Annotated in this window: 13 protein-coding genes; 7 read left to right on the top strand and 6 right to left on the bottom strand. The window is 57.7% G+C overall.

The window, feature by feature from the left end:
- Positions 1-14 precede the first annotated feature (14 nt).
- The 5 genes from DS906_RS01575 (at position 15) to DS906_RS01595 (ending at position 8,012) form a co-directional block, all read left to right on the top strand.
- Complete coding sequence (locus DS906_RS01575; RefSeq protein ID WP_113788509.1) at positions 15-1,196, top strand: acetyl-CoA C-acyltransferase; 1,182 nt, start codon at positions 15-17, stop codon at positions 1,194-1,196.
- Positions 1,197-3,494: a 3-hydroxyacyl-CoA dehydrogenase/enoyl-CoA hydratase family protein gene (locus tag DS906_RS01580; protein WP_113788510.1), complete on the top strand. Its 2,298-nt coding sequence runs from the start codon at positions 1,197-1,199 to the stop codon at positions 3,492-3,494. It begins immediately after the preceding gene.
- 12 nt (positions 3,495-3,506) lie between these two features.
- Positions 3,507-5,276: an acyl-CoA dehydrogenase family protein gene (locus DS906_RS01585; protein WP_113788511.1), complete on the top strand. Its 1,770-nt coding sequence runs from the start codon at positions 3,507-3,509 to the stop codon at positions 5,274-5,276.
- 142 nt (positions 5,277-5,418) lie between these two features.
- On the top strand, positions 5,419-6,555 hold the full coding sequence (locus DS906_RS01590; RefSeq protein ID WP_113788512.1) for an LLM class flavin-dependent oxidoreductase: 1,137 nt from the start codon (positions 5,419-5,421) through the stop codon (positions 6,553-6,555).
- A 287-nt stretch (positions 6,556-6,842) separates the two neighbouring features.
- On the top strand, positions 6,843-8,012 hold the full coding sequence (locus tag DS906_RS01595; protein WP_113788641.1) for an amidohydrolase family protein: 1,170 nt from the start codon (positions 6,843-6,845) through the stop codon (positions 8,010-8,012).
- A gap of 205 nt (positions 8,013-8,217) precedes the next feature.
- On the opposite strand, the gene DS906_RS01600 is transcribed toward DS906_RS01595, so the two are convergent.
- From DS906_RS01600 to DS906_RS01615, 4 genes are read right to left on the bottom strand one after another with little or no spacing between them, the layout of a single operon-like run.
- Positions 8,218-9,366, bottom strand: coding sequence for an acetyl-CoA acetyltransferase (locus tag DS906_RS01600; RefSeq protein ID WP_113788513.1), 1,149 nt, complete (start codon positions 9,364-9,366; stop codon positions 8,218-8,220).
- Between the two features lie 11 nt (positions 9,367-9,377).
- Complete coding sequence (locus DS906_RS01605) at positions 9,378-9,791, bottom strand: Zn-ribbon domain-containing OB-fold protein (RefSeq protein ID WP_113788514.1); 414 nt, start codon at positions 9,789-9,791, stop codon at positions 9,378-9,380.
- A gap of 16 nt (positions 9,792-9,807) precedes the next feature.
- Positions 9,808-11,436 carry an acyl-CoA dehydrogenase family protein gene (locus tag DS906_RS01610; RefSeq protein ID WP_113788515.1) on the bottom strand — a complete coding sequence of 543 codons (1,629 nt, stop codon included), beginning with the start codon at positions 11,434-11,436 and terminating at the stop codon, positions 9,808-9,810.
- Positions 11,433-13,277: a feruloyl-CoA synthase gene (locus DS906_RS01615; protein WP_113788516.1), complete on the bottom strand. Its 1,845-nt coding sequence runs from the start codon at positions 13,275-13,277 to the stop codon at positions 11,433-11,435. The genes DS906_RS01610 and DS906_RS01615 overlap by 4 nt, the downstream gene beginning before the upstream one ends.
- A 216-nt stretch (positions 13,278-13,493) precedes the next feature.
- Here DS906_RS01615 and DS906_RS01620 point away from each other — a divergent pair, with 216 nt between their 5' ends.
- Positions 13,494-14,255, top strand: a complete 762-nt coding sequence (locus DS906_RS01620) for an SDR family NAD(P)-dependent oxidoreductase (protein WP_113788517.1) — start codon at positions 13,494-13,496, stop codon at positions 14,253-14,255.
- A gap of 9 nt (positions 14,256-14,264) precedes the next feature.
- On the top strand, positions 14,265-15,035 hold the full coding sequence (locus DS906_RS01625; RefSeq protein WP_113788518.1) for a crotonase/enoyl-CoA hydratase family protein: 771 nt from the start codon (positions 14,265-14,267) through the stop codon (positions 15,033-15,035).
- 76 nt (positions 15,036-15,111) lie between these two features.
- Here DS906_RS01625 and DS906_RS01630 read toward each other — a convergent pair whose 3' ends face one another.
- Positions 15,112-15,918, bottom strand: a complete 807-nt coding sequence (locus DS906_RS01630; RefSeq protein WP_113788519.1) for a ferredoxin--NADP reductase — start codon at positions 15,916-15,918, stop codon at positions 15,112-15,114.
- Positions 15,919-15,927: 9 nt separating this feature from the next.
- On the bottom strand, positions 15,928-16,257 hold the full coding sequence (fdxA, locus tag DS906_RS01635) for a ferredoxin FdxA (protein WP_113788520.1): 330 nt from the start codon (positions 16,255-16,257) through the stop codon (positions 15,928-15,930).
- Between the last annotated feature and the right edge of the window lie 247 nt (positions 16,258-16,504).

Genomic DNA, 16,504 nt, shown 5'->3' on the forward strand with positions numbered 1-16,504 from the left:
TAAGGATCAAAACCATGCGTTCTGCCGTTATCGTCTCGACCGCCCGTACCGCCATTGGCAAAGCCTTTCGCGGTGCCTTCAATGACACACACCCCGCCGTCTATGGTGGCCATGCCGTTGCCGAAGCGGTCAAACGCGCCGGTGTTGATCCGTCCGAGATCGAAGACGTGATCTTTGGCAATGCTGTGCCCGAAGGTGCGAACGGCGGCAACCTGGGCCGTCAGGTCGCCATGCGCGCCGGTCTGCCCGTGACCGCGTCGGGCCAAACCATCAACCGGTTCTGCTCGTCCGGTCTTGAAGCTCTGACGCGCGCCTGTTCGCGGGTCATGGTGGATGGCTGTGACGTGGTTGTCGGGGGCGGTGCCGAGAGCATTTCGCTGGTTATGGGGCGCGACAACACCTATCGCCTGAAAGAAGAATGGATCGATCAGAACATCCGTGGCTTCTATAATCCGATGATCCAGACCGCCGATACAGTTGCCGAACGCTATGGTATCAGCCGCGAGGCGCAGGATGCGTTTGCCCTGCAATCGCAGCAGCGCACCGCCGCGGCGCAGGCTGCGGGCAAGTTCGATGACGAGATTGTGCCAATCACGGTCACCAAGGCAAACAAGAACAAGGAAACCGGCGAGATCACCTATGAAGAGGTCACGCTGACGCAGGACGAGTGCAACCGTCCTTCGACCACGCTGGAAAGCCTGCAGGGTCTTACCCCAGTGATGGGTGAGGACAAGTGGATCACCGCCGGCAACGCCTCGCAATTGTCCGATGGTGGCTCGGCCCAGGTCGTGATGGAAGAGAAGCTGGCCGAAAAGCGCGGGCTCGAGCCGCTGGGTCGCTATATGGGCTATGTCGTCGCGGGTTGTGAACCCGATGAGATGGGTATCGGGCCAGTGTTTGCAGTGCCTAAATTGCTGGAACGCAATGGCCTCAAGATGGATGATATCGGCCTTTGGGAATTGAACGAGGCCTTTGCATCGCAAGCCCTGTATTGCCGTGACAAGCTGGGCATCCCGAATGAGATCCTGAATGTCGATGGCGGCGCGATTTCCGTGGGCCACCCCTATGGCATGTCGGGCACGCGTATGGTCGGTCACGCGCTGATCGAGGGCAAGAAACGCGGCGCGAAGTACATCGTTGCCACCATGTGCATCGGCGGCGGCATGGGTGCTGCTGGTCTGTTCGAGGTACTGTAAATGACTGCGATCAACAAAGTTGCTGTCATCGGCTCGGGCGTGATGGGGGCAGGCATTGCCGCCCATTTCGCCAATGCTGGTGCCGAAGTCGTTTTGCTGGACATCGTACCAAAGGATGCCGAAGACCGCTCGATGTTGGCCAAAGGTGCCATTGCACGGATGACCAAGGGCCGCGCGCCGCAACTGGCCGACCCGGCCTATGCGGCCCGTCTGACAGCGGGCAATCTGGACGATGATCTGGGTCAGCTTTCGACCTGTGATTGGGTGGTTGAGGTCGTTCTGGAAGACCTCTCCATCAAACACGCACTCTATGCGAAAATTGCGCCTTTCCTGCGCGAGGACGCACTTCTGAGTTCGAACACCTCGACCATTCCGCTGGCCGACCTGGTCAGCCAGATGGATGAAAGCCTGCGCAAGCGCTTCGTGATCGTGCATTTCTTTAACCCGCCGCGCTATATGCGCCTGATCGAGCTGGTGACCGGTCCTGACACAGATCCGGCTGCTGCGGAACGTGCACGTGCGTTCAGCGATGAATGCCTCGGCAAAACCGTCGTGCCCTGCAACGACCGCCCCGGGTTCATCGCTAACCGTCTGGGCGGGCTGTGGATGAACGCCGCCGCCCGCGAGGCCGTAGCGCGTGGCATCACAGTCGAAGAGGCTGATACGGTGCTGGCCCGTCCCTTCGGCGTGCCCGGAACGGGTGTATTCGGGTTGATGGACCTGATCGGCATCGACCTAATGGGCAAATCGCGCCTGTCTATGCGCAATCTGCTCGAGGCTGATGATCCGCAGCAATTCCACACCGAAGGCCTGGAGCTGTTTGTCCAGATGGCCGCCAAGGGTTTGGCCGGTCGCAAGGTCGGTGCGGGTTTCTATCGCAGGTCCAAGGACGAAAATGGCAAACCAGTCGCCGAAGCCGTTGATCTGGCAACGCTGGAGTATCGTGCGCAGGCCAAGGGTCCGGAGTTGGCCAAAAGCTTTGGTGTCGACTTCATTGATCAGGCCGGTGATCGGTTGGCTGATTTTGCCTGGGCCGTAATGGGGCCGACTTTGTCTTATGCCGCCTATTGCGTGCCCGAGATTACCGCCAACCCGGCGGATATCGATGCGGCGATGGAGCTGGGATACAATTGGCGCATGGGTCCATTCAAGCTGATCGACAAGATTGGTGCGGACAAGATTGTGGCTCGCTTGACGGCCGAGGGTCAGGATGTGCCGCCCTTGCTGGTGCTGGCCGCTGAACGCGGCGGGATTTATTCAGGTCAGGGCCGTGACCGTAAGGTTCTGTTACCTTCGGGCGAACAGGCAGACGTGCCGCGTGGGCCCGGGGTGATCTTTGCATCTGACCTGACGGATGCTCCGGTGTTCCAGACCGAGGCTGTTGTGCTGCGCGATATGGGTGATGGTGTCGCTCTGCTGACGATCACGGCACCTAATGCGGCTTTGGACGATCAGGTGATGACAGGTGTGAGCGAAGCACTGAACGTCGTGGGCCGAGATTTCAAAGCGATGGTCATCGGGTCGGACAGCAACCACTTTTCGGTGGGCGCAAACCTGAAAAAAGCGCTGGATCGTGCTGATGCGGGGGAACTGGATCTGGTCGAAGGGCAACTGGCCATCGGTCAGGCCACGATGCGCAAGATCAAGTACGCGCCGTTCCCGGTTGTCTCGGCCGCCTGTGGGCTTGCCCTTGGGGGCGGCTGCGAAATCCTGATGCATTCGGATCGGGTCATGGCGGCTCTGGAAAGCAATGTCGGATTGGTCGAGGCTAATGTCGGCCTGCTGCCTGCATGGGGCGGAACAACCGCCCTGTTGCTGCTCAAGGCGGCGGAACTGGGTGATGCTGTCAAAGGGGCCGAGGCAGCGTTCGATGTGATTTCAGTTGCTTTGATGACCGGCTCTGCCCCTATGGCGCGGCATGCGGGTTACTTGCGGCAAACCGATGGCGTGGTGATGAACCGCGACCGCCTTTTGGCCGAAGCTAAGGCCGCTGCTTTGGCATTGGCTGAATCGTACAATCCAGCACCTAAGGCCGAGATCACGCTGGATGCCGCCGCAATCAATGCCGCGCTGAAGCCGAAGCTGACCGCGCTATCCGAGGCAATGCCCGACGCACCCTACACAGTCGAGATTGCCCGTGAAACAGCGCGCGTTCTGGCTGGCGGTGACGGCGGCGTTCTGGACGAAGAGGCGCTGCACAGGCTGGAAGCCGAAGGCATGATGCGCCTGATCCGTCAGGATAAAACAATTGAACGGATGCGTCACACCATGACGACCGGCAAGCCGCTTAAAAACTGAGGGATCATAGGTATGGACTATCAACTCCCGCAGCGGGACATTACTTTTCTGTTGGACGAGGTTCTTGACCTCGACAAGACGCTGGCCCTGCCAGGGTATGAGCATTGCGACAAAGATACGTTCTGTGCGGTCGTTGACGCGATCAACGGGTTTGTGCGCGACAATCTGGCAACTTGCAATGAGGCGGGCGACAGCCCGGGCGCACGGCTTGAAGATGGTCAGGTCTATGCCGCGCCCGGATTTGGCGACGCCTACAAGGTATTCTGCGAAGACGGCTGGAACGCGCTGGCGCTGGAAGAAGAATATGGTGGCCAACAACTGCCCTTCGTCCTGCATGCCGCCCTGCGTGAAGGGATGGCCGGAACCAATCTGGCTTTTGCCCTGATCCACGAACTGAACTTTGGCGTTGTCGAAGCTTTGATGGCCTATGGCTCGGACGAACAAAAGGCGGTCTATTGCCCTCAGCTGACGTCCGGCAACTGGGTCGGAACCATGAACCTGACCGAGCCGCATTGCGGCACCGATTTGGGCCTGATCCGCACGAAGGCCGTTCGCAATGATGACGGATCTTACGCCATCACTGGTAACAAGATTTTCATCACCTGGGGCGACCATGACATGTCGGAAAATGTCGCCCATCTGATCCTCGCACGGATCGAGGGCGCTCAGCCCGGACCGCGCGGACTGTCACTGTTTTTGGCGCCGAAATACATGCTGGATGCGGACAACAACACGACGGACGAGCAGAACACGATCACCATTGCCGGGATCGAGAACAAGATGGGTATCCACGGATCACCCACCTGCGCGATTTCGTTTGAAGACACTAAGGCCTGGATCGTCGGCGACGAGGGTAAGGGTTTGGCCGCGATGTTCGTGATGATGAACGCCGCGCGCCTGTCGGTCGGCCTGCAAGGGTTGGGCGTAGCTGAGGCCGCCGTGCAAACCGCGTCGGCATATGCCCACGAACGCCTTCAGGGTCGCGCGGATGGGAAACCTTTGAACCCGGACGGTCCTGCCGATCCGCTGATTGCCCATGCGGACGTACGCCGCCGCCTGCTGACCGCCCAAGGCGAAATGGACGCTGCCCGTGCGCTGGCCTATTTCGGAGCGGGCCTGCTGGATGAAGCTCATCGGGCAGCGACGCCCGAGCAGCGCAAAATGGCAGACGCGCGCCTTTCGCTACTGACTCCGGTCATCAAGTCCTACCTTTCGGACATGGGATCGCGAATGGCGAATGAGGCTGTGCAGATGCATGGCGGGCATGGCTTCATCAAAGATTATGGCGTCGAACAGCTGGTGCGTGATGTGCGGATCACCGAAATCTACGAAGGTACCAATGCCGTTCAGGCCCGCGATCTGGTTATGCGTAAGGTGTGCGGCGACAATGGTGCCGTCATCAAGGGTCTGGTGGCCGATATGCTGGACGAGGCGGGCAAACTGGGCGACGACCTCTCTGACTTAGAGAATAACTTGCGCGATGCGGCATCACGGCTTGGGCGTTCGACCGATTGGGTGCTGGGCACGGCGCAAGGTGACGTGCTTTCCGGTGCGTGCGACTATCTGGAAATCGTGGCGTTGAGCGTATCGGCCTGGATGTCCGCCCGGATTGCACGGGTGGCCACCGCCGCAGCGGGCGCTCAATCGCCAGAATACTATTCGGATCGGGTGGATGCAGCACGCGCCTTTATGGCGCGGGCATTGCCCCGGGCTGTCAGCCACGAATTAATTATGCAGGCCGGTGAACCCGGCGTTGTATGTCGCGCTGATCGCTGTCTGTAACTCCTCCTTCTTCACAGACAGCGGTGCTAAAGGGCGTTCTGGTAACAGGGCGCCCTTTTTTGCGTTTCTTGACCCAAATCAAGTTTTGTTGAGGCGTCAGTGGATAGAATTTAGTGAACGATTACTAAATTCAGGTAATACCATGAAAACACATATCCTTGTGCAACCTTATATGCGTTCAAAGGGCGAAGATGTCGTGCTGCCCGGCTCGGACCCGGATCGGTATGAAACGCTATTGGAGCGGACAACCGAGCAGATGAAGTTTGCCGACGAAAACGGGTACGCCGGATTTTGCATGACCGAGCATCACTTTCAGGTGGAAGGGATCGAAACCACGACCAATCCGCTTTTGTGGAACATGCACATCGCTGCAAACACCAAGAACCTGATGGTGGGGCAGGTGGGTATGGCGCTGACGGCGCATCACCCGATGCGTCTGGCCGAGGATCTGGCAATGATCGATCACATGTCCGGTGGCCGATTGTTCTGTGGTTTTGTTCGTGGCAACACGCCGCGCTGGCTGAATACACTTGCGCAGCATCTGGATATCACGACAACCCAATCTGACCGGTCCAAGGAAGATGCCCGGAACCGTCGATTGATGGAGGAAAGCTGGGCCGTGGTCAAAAAGGCCTGGACCAACGAAACCTTCAGTCATCATGGCGAATTTTGGAACATCCCCGCCGACAACATCACATGGCCCTTCCCCCCGACCGCAAAGTATGGCGGCGAAGGTGCAGTTGACGACAACGGTAGGTTGCGCAAAATGGGCATTGTTCCGCGCCCGCGCAAGCGAACAGATGGTCGAGATTTTCCGCCGCTCTATGTGCCGTTCTCGTGGTCGATGGAGACGGCAAAGTTCTGGGCCAAGGAAGGTGCCAAGCTGGTGTCTTTTGTGTCCAAGGATGAGTTCATGGATATGACAATGCCGATCTATCTGGAAGAAGCGCACCACCATGGCCATACCGATCTGACGGTCGGAAACACTCTGGTTTTGGGCGGGCATCTGACCATCGGATCGACCGAAGCGCAGGCCGAGCAGCACTATCGCGATTTTGAGGAGTTGTTCAATTTCGCCTATAACGCCCCGCCATATCATGTGCCGATGGGGCGCGTCTGGAAAGGCACCGTAAACCAGGTGATTGATCAGGTTGGTGCGTTGAAAGAGAAATATGGGACCGAAGAATTCGTCGTCTGGCATCACGTCGGTTACTTCACGCAAGATGAAGAGCTTGAGATGCTGGACAACTACGCCAAAGTCATCAAGGCGTTTTCCTGAGCCGAGGCAATTGAGGCAACAGCGCCCAAGCCGCGGTACTAAACGGCGGCTTGACGACTGCAGGTTTCTTACTAGCGGGCGAGGATTGGTCGGCTCTGGTCATTCAACCGCACAAGGGTCAGCAATTCCCGGCGTCGCACCAATTAGAAGGTCTTGACACAGGCTTTCTAATATCGCTTGTATACTAATGAAAATGGATGAATGAAGCGCGACGGTCGAACGGCTTCTTGGCGTGCTTTTTTTGATCCGAAAAGGAACCAGAAATCACACGCTAAATGGGGGATCAGATGGCTGACGCACCAAAAGACACACCGGAACAGGGTCGCACACTAATCCGTAACATCGGTTTGCTTCTGACCGGTGATCTGGACTCGCCTATTGCGGACAGTGATTGCCTTCTCATCGAAGACGGGGTGATTGTGGGCCTTGAAGCCGGAGACGCGGATCGCATCATCGATGCCTCTGGTTGTGCGGTCGCACCGGGCCTGATTGATGGCCATTGCCACCCGGTTTTCGGCGATTGGACCCCACGCCAAAGCCAGATCGGCTGGATCGAAATGAATGTTAACGGAGGCGTCACAAGCTTTATTTCCGCAGGCGAAGTCCATCTGCCCGGTCGCCCCAAGGATGCCGAAGGCGTCAAGGCGTTGGCAATGGTGGCACAACGTTGCTATTCAAATTTCCGACCGTCCGGTGCCAAGGTTTTGGCGGGCGCACCGGTGCCGGAACTTGATTTCGATCGCGATTTTTATGTCGCCGTCAAAGCGGCCGGTATCCGACATATTGGTGAGATCGGTCTTGGGACAGTTGCCAAGGGCCCGGACGCGGCACGCGTCACTGGCTGGTGTCGGGAATTGGGAATTGAAACCATTATGCATACTGGCGGCCCTTCGATTGCGGGCTCTCACGATGTTCGAGCAGCAGATGTGCTAGAGGCGCAACCGGATGTAGTCAGTCATATCAATGGTGGACCAACCTCAATTTCGCAGGATGAAATCCGAGAGCTTTGCCGCCACGCGAAAGGGGCGCTTGAAGCGGTACACAATGGCAACGAGAAATCGGTAATTGTGACATTGGAGGGCGCGCTGGCCGAAGGCCGCCTTGCCGATTTCCTGATTGGAACAGATGCCCCGGCAGGTTCCGGCGTACAACCGAACGGAATGCTGCGGATGGCAACTCTGCTGGCCAGTATTGGCGGATTGCCTGCTGAACAGGCGTGGTGCTGTGGCACCGGAAACGTGGCAAAGAGACGGGATCTTGCACAAGGGATCGTCGCACCAGGCCGCCCAGCCGATCTGGTTTTCATGGACCGCCCCGAAGGATCGGACGGTAAGAACGTTTTGGAGGGTATGGCGGTCGGCAACATCCCCGGAGTTGGGGCTGTTATGATTGATGGTAAGATGCGTACCGGACGGTCACGTTCGACCCCTCCTGCTGCGCGCGTGCCTGTACTTTAAAGACACGGGAAACGTAAGTTTGAAGCCTAAGCCCGACTGCAAGATAGGCGGTCGGGCCTAGGGCTTTACCAACAATACGAATTTGGATTGCCTGCTTTTGCCGCTGACTGACCCTTGTCGATAGTTCGTATTCCGCAGGTTGCGTTCTATTGCACTGGCAAAATCTCAAGCTTTGGGGCGCGCATTTGCCCCCCATTTTGATCGCTTAAAGCGCAGCTTCGCTGCCCAGAACGGTCGTGAACTCGTTCGAGAACGTGCCGCCGTTGCCGTGGGCAATTGCAATATTCACATCGTCGATCTGACGATCGCCGCCGTCGCCCCGGATTTGGGTCGCAGCCTCGATCAGACAGAACAGGCCGTACATGCCGGGGTGTACGCAACTTAACCCGCCGCCATTGGTATTTACCGGCAGCGAGCCACCCGGTGCGATGTTGCCATCGGCCACAAAGGCCCCGGCCTCGCCTTTTTTCACAAAGCCCATGTCCTCGAGGAACAGCAGCGTGTTGATCGTGAAGGCGTCATACAGCTCGACCACGTCAACGTCTTCGGTGGTGACGCCGGCCATCTCGAACGCGCGTTTCGAACTTTCGGTGGCACAGGTAGTGGTCAGCGTGGCGGCCTGACTGATCTCGCGGTGGGAAATGGCGTTGCCGCCGCCCAGGAAATAGGCGGGCTTCTCTTGATAATCCTTTGCGCGGTCGGCCGAGGTAACGATGATCGCGGCCCCGCCATCCGACATCAGGCAACAATCCAGAACCGCCAGTGGATCGGCAACCATGGGCGAGTTCAGATACTCCTCCATGGTCAGGTCATCCTGCATTGTCGCATCGGGGTTCAGCTGAGCCCATTTTCGGGCCGAGATGGCGACATGGCCGAAATGCTCTTTGGGTACGTTGAACTCATGCATATAGCGTTGCGCGGTAAAGGCATATCCCGGCACCGGCACCATCGGTTCATAGGCGCGTTCCCATTGCGGGGTTTCGATCAGACCATTGAGGTCGCGCGCGGATTTAGCGTTCGAGCCGTAGCAGATCAGAACGTTTTTACACAGACCAGCCTGAATCGCCATGGTCGCCTCGACCAGATAGGACATGAAAGACGATCCGCCCACCATGTCCGAGTTCGCCCAGGTTGGTTTGATGCCCAGATACTCAGCGATCGAGAGGGTGGGGAAGAAGTGGTAGAAGGTGCCGCCACAGACGCCGTCGATCTCGGACAGGTCCATACCTGCATCGGTCAGCGCGTTCTGCGTGGCTTTGGCGATCAGTTCCATTGGTGAGGTGTTGGGCGTTTTGCCCAGACCCCAATAGCCTTTGCCAACGATTGCGGATTTGCCGCGAAGTGAATGTGCCATGATTGAATTCCTTATTCCGCGGGCTTGAAGAACACGGCGGCTTCGCCGGATTTTGCGTTGGGTCCGAAGTCGGGGGTCATGACAACGGCCTGTACTTTCATACCGATGGTGATCGCTTCGTTGTCCACGTCGATGATGCGGCTGAACATGCGCGGGCCTTCATCCAGATCAATCAGCACGTTGTTGATGTCACCGCCGTATTTTGCCGGGCGCCGGATGATGGTCGAGGCAAAGACAGTGCCGCGGCCCGAGGCTTCGACCCATTCCAGATCGTCTGCTCCGGTGGTGGGGGACAGGGCGCGTGGGTAGAAGTTGTATTCACCCGTGGTTTTTGAGCGCTGGATCAGAAATTTCCCAGCGGCCAGGCCGGAACGGAATGCCGCGTCGGCCTGAGGGCTGGCTTCGGGAAGAGTAAAGTCAGTCATGTGTCGTCCTTGATGTTCACGCGGCAAAGATCGCCACAGAATGTGTGGGTTCTGGATTAAGGATGCGGTGCCGCAGCAAACCGGCTTCGGGCAGGATGCGCGCCCGGACATGGGCGGCAGTGGCGCGCAACAATTCGGGTTCCGGGGCGTTGTCCGCGGCGGCCTCGAGATCCGCCCAAACGCGACCAAAATATACCAGCCCGGTCAGGCGCATATAGTCCGAGACCGACGGACCGATATCCATATAGCTTTGCATGGCTCGGGTTGCGGTTTTCCAGGCGTCGATCGCATCGGCCAACTCGATCGAGCTGGGGCCCGTTGAGGCCAAATCGGCAAAAGCCTGCGCTGCCGCACCGCCATTAGCGCGGATCGCGCGGCGGGCCACTCCGGTCGCCAAAACGCCGTTGGTGCCCTCGTAAATTGCCATGATGCGGCTGTCGCGCATGATCTGCTCAACGCGGTATTCCTTGCAGAATCCATAGCCGCCGTGGATTTGCACCGCCTGGCTTGAGGCCGCGTTGACTGCGTCGGTCGCGAAGGCCTTGCAGGTCGGAGTAAGGATATCCAGCAACCCCTGATCGGCGCCCAGGTCCATATCCACAAAGGTGCGATAAACCATCGCCCGGCATCCCAGGGTGTAGGCGTAGATATCCAGCAACATCCGCTGAACGTCACCGTGTTTGGTGATCAGCGCCGAGCCTTCTGATGTTGTGCCCTGGCGCCGACCTGCGGCATGCAAACGCGAACGCTGAAAGGCCACGTCCATTTGGCCCACGGCCTGCAGGGCCACATCCAGACGCTCGGCATTCATCATAGTGAACATGGCGGCCAAACCCTGGCCTTCCTGGCCCAACAATTCGGCCTTTGCGCCGTCGAACGCCATCTGACAGGTGGGCGAGGCATGCATCCCCATCTTTTCTTCGATACGGACGGTTTGCACCTGATTGCGCATACCGTCCGGCAAAACGGCGGGGCAGGCAAACAGGCTCAGCCCCCGCACACCCGGCGCTGCGTCCGGAGTGCGGGCGAGCACCAGATGCAATACGTTGTCGGTATAGTCGTGGTCACCGCCCGAGATGAAGATTTTAGTGCCGCTGAGCACATAACCTTCGCCATCGTGTGTAGCGGTTGTTTTGATCCGACCCAGATCTGACCCCGCATCCGGTTCGGTCAGGCACATCGATGCCATCCATTCGCCCGACACCAGCGGCGGCAACAGCCGCGCCTTTTGATCGTCATTGCCCGAGGCATTCAGGGTTCGAATGCAGCCCTGCGCAAGACTCAGCACCATCTCATAGGAAATACACGCGCCAGCCAGCATATCCGCCAGAACCGCGCCCAGAATGTGCGGCAGTTCTTGCCCGCCATATTCTTCAGGCGCACAAAGGCCCGGCCAACCGGCATCGGCATAGCGTTTATAGGCGGCGACCATGCCTGGTGGCATCCGCACACGGCCATTTTCCAGACGCGCGCCTTGTTCCTCGCCGATCATGTCCAAAGGGGCAATCTCGGTATTGATGAAGCGACCCAATGCTGGGATTACGGCCTCGGCCAGATCGTCGCTCCAACCCGGCAGCCGCTCTGGCCGGCCAATATGCTTGAGGATAAATGCAATCTCGGCTTCAGAGGCGGTGTAGTCGATCATGTGGCGGCCTTTCCTGATACGATCACATCCTCGGACCCTTCATACAATCCAGTGACCGCTTCAGCCCTAAGCTCTAGCGCAAGACGTTGATTGATATAGCCTTTGTCGGTGATTTCATTCTTTTCAATCGACGGGGCGTCACGTTCGATTCCAACGCGCTTCACGCGTGTAGCGCTGCCGGTTTGCCCGGCATTGTATGCAGCCAAACGTTCGGTGATGAAGGCGCGCACAGTCGGATCATCGGCGTAACCCGCCAATGTGCCGCCCTGTCCGGTCAGGGCTTTGCATTCATCTGCGTTCAGGAACAGCAGCGCACCAATTTCGGTCCGGTCATGGCCGGTAATGACGGCATCCGAGGCAATCGGGCTGAGGGCCTGCAACAACGCAACACGTAAGTTGCCCACTGCGACCCAAGTGCCGGTCATCAGTTTGAAGTTCTCAGAGATGCGGCCATCGAATACGATGCCCTTTGATGGATCATCTGGATCTTGCAGGCGACCCGCGTCGCCAGTCAGGAAGTACCCTTCCTCGTCAAACACCTCGGCGGTTTTTTCGACGTTGTTCAGATAACCTGTTGTCACATGCGGTCCGCGGACCCGCATTTCCAGCTTGCCACCATTGGGCAGAAACTTCAGCTCGGATCCCGGACCCGGCACCCCGATGACGCCTGCCTTGTCGATGGGGAAGTGCACACAGGTGGCCATCATCGCCTCGGTCAGGCCCCAGGCGCTTACAAACGGGATTTTCTCGCCCCGTTCCTGCACGCCCAATTGTTCCAAACCTTTCCAAAGATGGTCGGGTAGCCCCGCACCAGAGAAAAAGATCAGATCAAGCCGCTTGAAAAAAGCGTAGCGAAAGGCTGCGTCCTCGCGCAGGACCGGCAAAAGCATGTCAAAGCCGCGCGGGACGTTGAAGAACAGAGTGGGTGAAACGTCGCGCACGTTGCGAATTGTCTTTTCGATTTCACCGGGCACGGGTTTGCCATCATCGACATAGAAGCTGCCGCCGTTGCGCAGCATCATGTTGAAGTTGAAATTGCCGCCGAACGTATGGTTCCAGGGCAGCCAATCAACCACGACAGGTGGGGCACTTTCCAGAAACGGCCAAATCTGCACCACGGCTTCTTGAGTGGCCAACATCATGCGCTGCGTTACGATGACGCCCTTGGGCAACCCGGTTGAGCCAGAGGTGAACAGGATCTTGGCCAGCGTGTCATGGTCAATCGTGGCCCGCGCTTGGGCAATGGGTTCGCCAGCTGTGGCTTCCAGGGCGTGCTCAAAGGTCAGTGCGCCATTGTCCGACAGCTGTTCGATGCCTTCCGAGGCGAGAAACTCAAAAGCATGGGCAAAGCCCTTGGCGTCATCGGCATAGGCCATGCCGGGATTTGTGGTCCGGACGATATGGCGCAGTTTGGCCAGAGACTCGTCGAACAGAGAGTAAGGAACAGAAACCGGCACCACCGGAATGCCCACATGCATAGCAGCCAGCATCAGCAAACCGTGCCGGACCGAATTGCCCGACAGAATCAAAAGCGGGCGGTCTTGACCCAGTCCCTTGTTCAGAAGAAACGCTGCCAGTGAGCGGGTTTGCGCCAAAGCCTCGGAATAGGTGACGCTGATCCATTCTCCGTCTGGCCCACGTTCGGCCAGGAACAGGCGATCGGGTGCTTCTTCCGCCCAACGTTCCAGATATTCGGAAACGCACTGTAAATCCATATTCAGCGGGTATGGGCTGCGCAAAACAAAGGCTCCATCGCCCAGGTCTTCACGCAACACCTTTGAGGGCGCGAATTTTTGGATAGGCACTACGCCGTCTTCACTTTGCCGGGCTGAAATGCTCATCTTTCCTCTCCCTGTCATCTGGTCGCCATGGGCGCGACATGATGCATATTTTGAAAATCAGGCTATCCAAATATTTGTTAGTATGCAAATGTATTATTGACCGTTCACTAAGTTCCGAATTAACGGGTATGATGCATCAGGAAATCGCGCAAGACCGAAGCCTGATTTCGTTGCGTCGTTGCGTCATGGCGTTCGGGGCACACAGGGAGACATGAAATGAGAATCGAAAACGCATCCGCAATCGTGACTGGCGGTGCTTCGGGGTTGGGGTTTGCGACGGCCGAATATCTTGCATCATGCGGGGCGAAAGTGGCCCTGTTCGACTTGCCCGGCGACAAGCTGGACGAGGCCGCAAAGCAACTGGGGGCAATAGCCGCGCCTTGCGACGTCACCAATGAGGCCCAGGTTACTGCGGCGCTGGACACGGCCATTGCCGCCAATGGTTTGCCCCGTATTGTCGTCAATTGCGCTGGCGTCACGCATGGCGAGCGGATTGTGGGGCGCAACGGCCCGGCGGCGTTGGACGGGTTCGCCAGAACGGTTCAGATCAACCTGATCGGCACCTTTAACGTCATGCGCCTGGCGGCTGAGCGGATCATGCTAAATGAACCGCTTAAGGATAACGAGCGGGGGATTATCATCAACACCGCGTCGGCGGCGGCTTTTGAGGGACAGATCGGGCAAGCGGCCTATTCTGCCTCGAAAGGTGGGGTGGCCAGCCTGACCTTGCCTGCGGCGCGGGAATTTGCGCGCTCGGGCGTTCGGGTCATGGCAATTGCGCCGGGTATCTTCTCGACCCCGATGATGGATTTGCTGCCGCAAGAGATTCAGGACAGTCTGGGTGCCAAGGTTCCCTTCCCGTCGCGCCTTGGACAGCCGGCTGAGTTTGCGCGCCTGGCAGGGCACATGATCGAAAACACTATGCTGAACGGTGAATGCGTACGTCTGGACGGCGCTATCCGTCTGGAACCCAAGTAGGGCTTTGCAATGGAATACACACATATCACTCCAGAGACAGACGACCCGGTCGGTATCCTGACGCTGGACCGACCTGCCAAGTTTAATGCGATCAATCACGGGCTGCTGTTCGAGATCGAGCACTATTTCGACACCCTTCCCGATGAGATCGGCGCCGTTGTGATCCGCAGTTCCGGTCAGCATTTCTGTGCCGGGCTGGACCTGTTGGAACATTCGATGCGCGACGCCGCAGGGGCGATGCATGAATGCCGCCTGTGGCACCGGATTTTCGACAAAATCGAATACGGACGGGTTCCGGTTGTCGCCGCAATGAACGGTGGTGTTTTGGGCGGCGGGATGGAGCTGGCGATGACCGCCCACATTCGGGTCTCGCAGCAAGATACGTTCTATGAACTGCCCGAAGGACGCCGCGCGATCTTTGTCGGCGGCGGCGCAACGGTACGTGTTGGCCGGATCATCGGGGCTAGCCGGATGATGGAGATGATGCTGACCGGTCGCCGTTATGACTCGGACGAAGGGTTGCAACTGGGGCTGGCGCATTATGTCGAGCCGGACGGAACCGTGTTCGACAAGGCGATGGAACTGGCCAAGCGCGTGACCGAGAATGCGCCGCTGTCAAACTACATGATGATGCAGGCGATCACGCGCATCAATGACATGTCGGCCAGTGATGGCTTCTTTACCGAAAGTCTGGCGGCAGCAATTGCCCAATCCTCACCCGAAGCGAAGGCCGGGATGGAGGCGTTTCTGAACAAGACGGGAAAGCGGGACAATCAGTAAGTCCCGAGACACGCGGGATCTGGTGTGAGAGCGTTTCACCAGATCCCGGTGTAGGGCGGGGCAGAGCCCCGGTTGGTCAATCGACAAAGGCGCGTTCGACCACAAAAGTTGAAGGTTTGTTGTTCGCGCCTTCTTCCAGACCGAACCCTTCTAGCGCGGCCTTGGTATCCTGCAGCATCGCCATCGAGCCGCAAATCATTTCGCGATCTGTTTCAGGTGAGATTGGCGGCAGGTCCAAATCATCGAATACTTTGCCTGATGCCATAAGATCGGTGATCCGACCTTTGAACGGATAATCCTCACGCGTGAGGGTGCAGTAGTGCCGCAAATTCTGCGCCATCTCGCCCACCAACGGATCGGATTTGAGCGCCGCAACCAGTTCTTTGCCATAGTCCAGCTCGCCTTTTTCCCGACAGGTATGGGTCAGGATTACTTCGTCGAACTTCTCATAAGTTTCGGGGTCGCGGATCAGCGATGCAAAGGGCGCAATGCCGGTGCCGGTCGAAAACATCCAAAGCCGTTTACCCGGCAACAGCGCGTCATTGACCAGCGTGCCTGTGGGCTTTTTGCGCATCAGAACCGTATCACCTTCGCGAATTTTCTGCAGGTGTTCGGTCAGCGGACCGTCGGGGACCTTGATCGAATAGAACTCGATCTCTTCGTCCCAACTAGGCGATGCGATGGAATAGGCGCGGCACACGGGTTTTTCTGCGTTCGGCAGGCCAATCATCACAAACTCACCTGACCGAAACCGGAAGGAAGCCGGGCGAGTGATGCGGAATTTGAACAGCCGGTCGGTATAATGCTTCACTTCGGTCACGGTTTGGGCGAACACGCCCGCCGGAATGGGGAATTCAGTTTTGGTCGTAGAATCCAGCGACATATTAGTCTCCTATTCTGCCGGGGCTTCAGACAAGAACGCCAGCTTACCTTCTTTCCCGTTCCAGTCATCTGCGTCAGGCATCGGGTCTTTCTTTTCGGTGATGACGGGCCACGCCTCTGCGTATTTGCCGTTTAGTTCGACCCACGTCTCCATCCCGTCCTCGGTGTCCGGGCGGATTGCGTCGGCGGGGCATTCCGGTTCACACACGCCGCAGTCGATGCATTCGTCCGGATGGATGACCAGAGTATTTTCCCCTTCGTAGAAGCAATCCACGGGGCAAACCTCCACACAATCGGTGAATTTGCAGTTGATGCAGTTTTCGGTGACGACGTAAGTCATGGAGCGCCTATTCGTTAGTATACGAACGAATATTCGTGAGAAATACCTGCCTGTCAATACGTTTCTGTACGAATGAAATATACCTGGGTCGGACTCTTGACCCAAATGTGAAAAAAGTTAGTGTACTAACGAAAATAATGTGCTTTGGCAGGGTGGTATGACAGACAATCTGGTTGTTGAAATATCGGGCTCATGCTGTTGGGCAACATGTAGGATTCGATCCCGGACGTAAACTGGCTGATCGCAA

Origin of the sequence: Ruegeria sp. A3M17 (assembly GCF_003318255.1) — a bacterium.
GTDB lineage: Bacteria > Pseudomonadota > Alphaproteobacteria > Rhodobacterales > Rhodobacteraceae > Ruegeria.

Bases quoted from the DNA above. Each gene is read 5' to 3' on its own strand.
- DS906_RS01575 (WP_113788509.1), top strand. From the start codon at position 15: ATGCGTTCTGCCGTTATCGTCTCGACCGCCCGTACCGCCATTGGCAAA.
- DS906_RS01580 (WP_113788510.1), top strand. From the start codon at position 1,197: ATGACTGCGATCAACAAAGTTGCTGTCATCGGCTCGGGCGTGATGGGG.
- DS906_RS01585 (WP_113788511.1), top strand. From the start codon at position 3,507: ATGGACTATCAACTCCCGCAGCGGGACATTACTTTTCTGTTGGACGAG.
- DS906_RS01590 (WP_113788512.1), top strand. From the start codon at position 5,419: ATGAAAACACATATCCTTGTGCAACCTTATATGCGTTCAAAGGGCGAA.
- DS906_RS01595 (WP_113788641.1), top strand. From the start codon at position 6,843: ATGGCTGACGCACCAAAAGACACACCGGAACAGGGTCGCACACTAATC.
- DS906_RS01600 (WP_113788513.1), bottom strand. From the start codon at position 9,366: ATGGCACATTCACTTCGCGGCAAATCCGCAATCGTTGGCAAAGGCTAT.
- DS906_RS01605 (WP_113788514.1), bottom strand. From the start codon at position 9,791: ATGACTGACTTTACTCTTCCCGAAGCCAGCCCTCAGGCCGACGCGGCA.
- DS906_RS01610 (WP_113788515.1), bottom strand. From the start codon at position 11,436: ATGATCGACTACACCGCCTCTGAAGCCGAGATTGCATTTATCCTCAAG.
- DS906_RS01615 (WP_113788516.1), bottom strand. From the start codon at position 13,277: ATGAGCATTTCAGCCCGGCAAAGTGAAGACGGCGTAGTGCCTATCCAA.
- DS906_RS01620 (WP_113788517.1), top strand. From the start codon at position 13,494: ATGAGAATCGAAAACGCATCCGCAATCGTGACTGGCGGTGCTTCGGGG.
- DS906_RS01625 (WP_113788518.1), top strand. From the start codon at position 14,265: ATGGAATACACACATATCACTCCAGAGACAGACGACCCGGTCGGTATC.
- DS906_RS01630 (WP_113788519.1), bottom strand. From the start codon at position 15,918: ATGTCGCTGGATTCTACGACCAAAACTGAATTCCCCATTCCGGCGGGC.
- fdxA (WP_113788520.1), bottom strand. From the start codon at position 16,257: ATGACTTACGTCGTCACCGAAAACTGCATCAACTGCAAATTCACCGAT.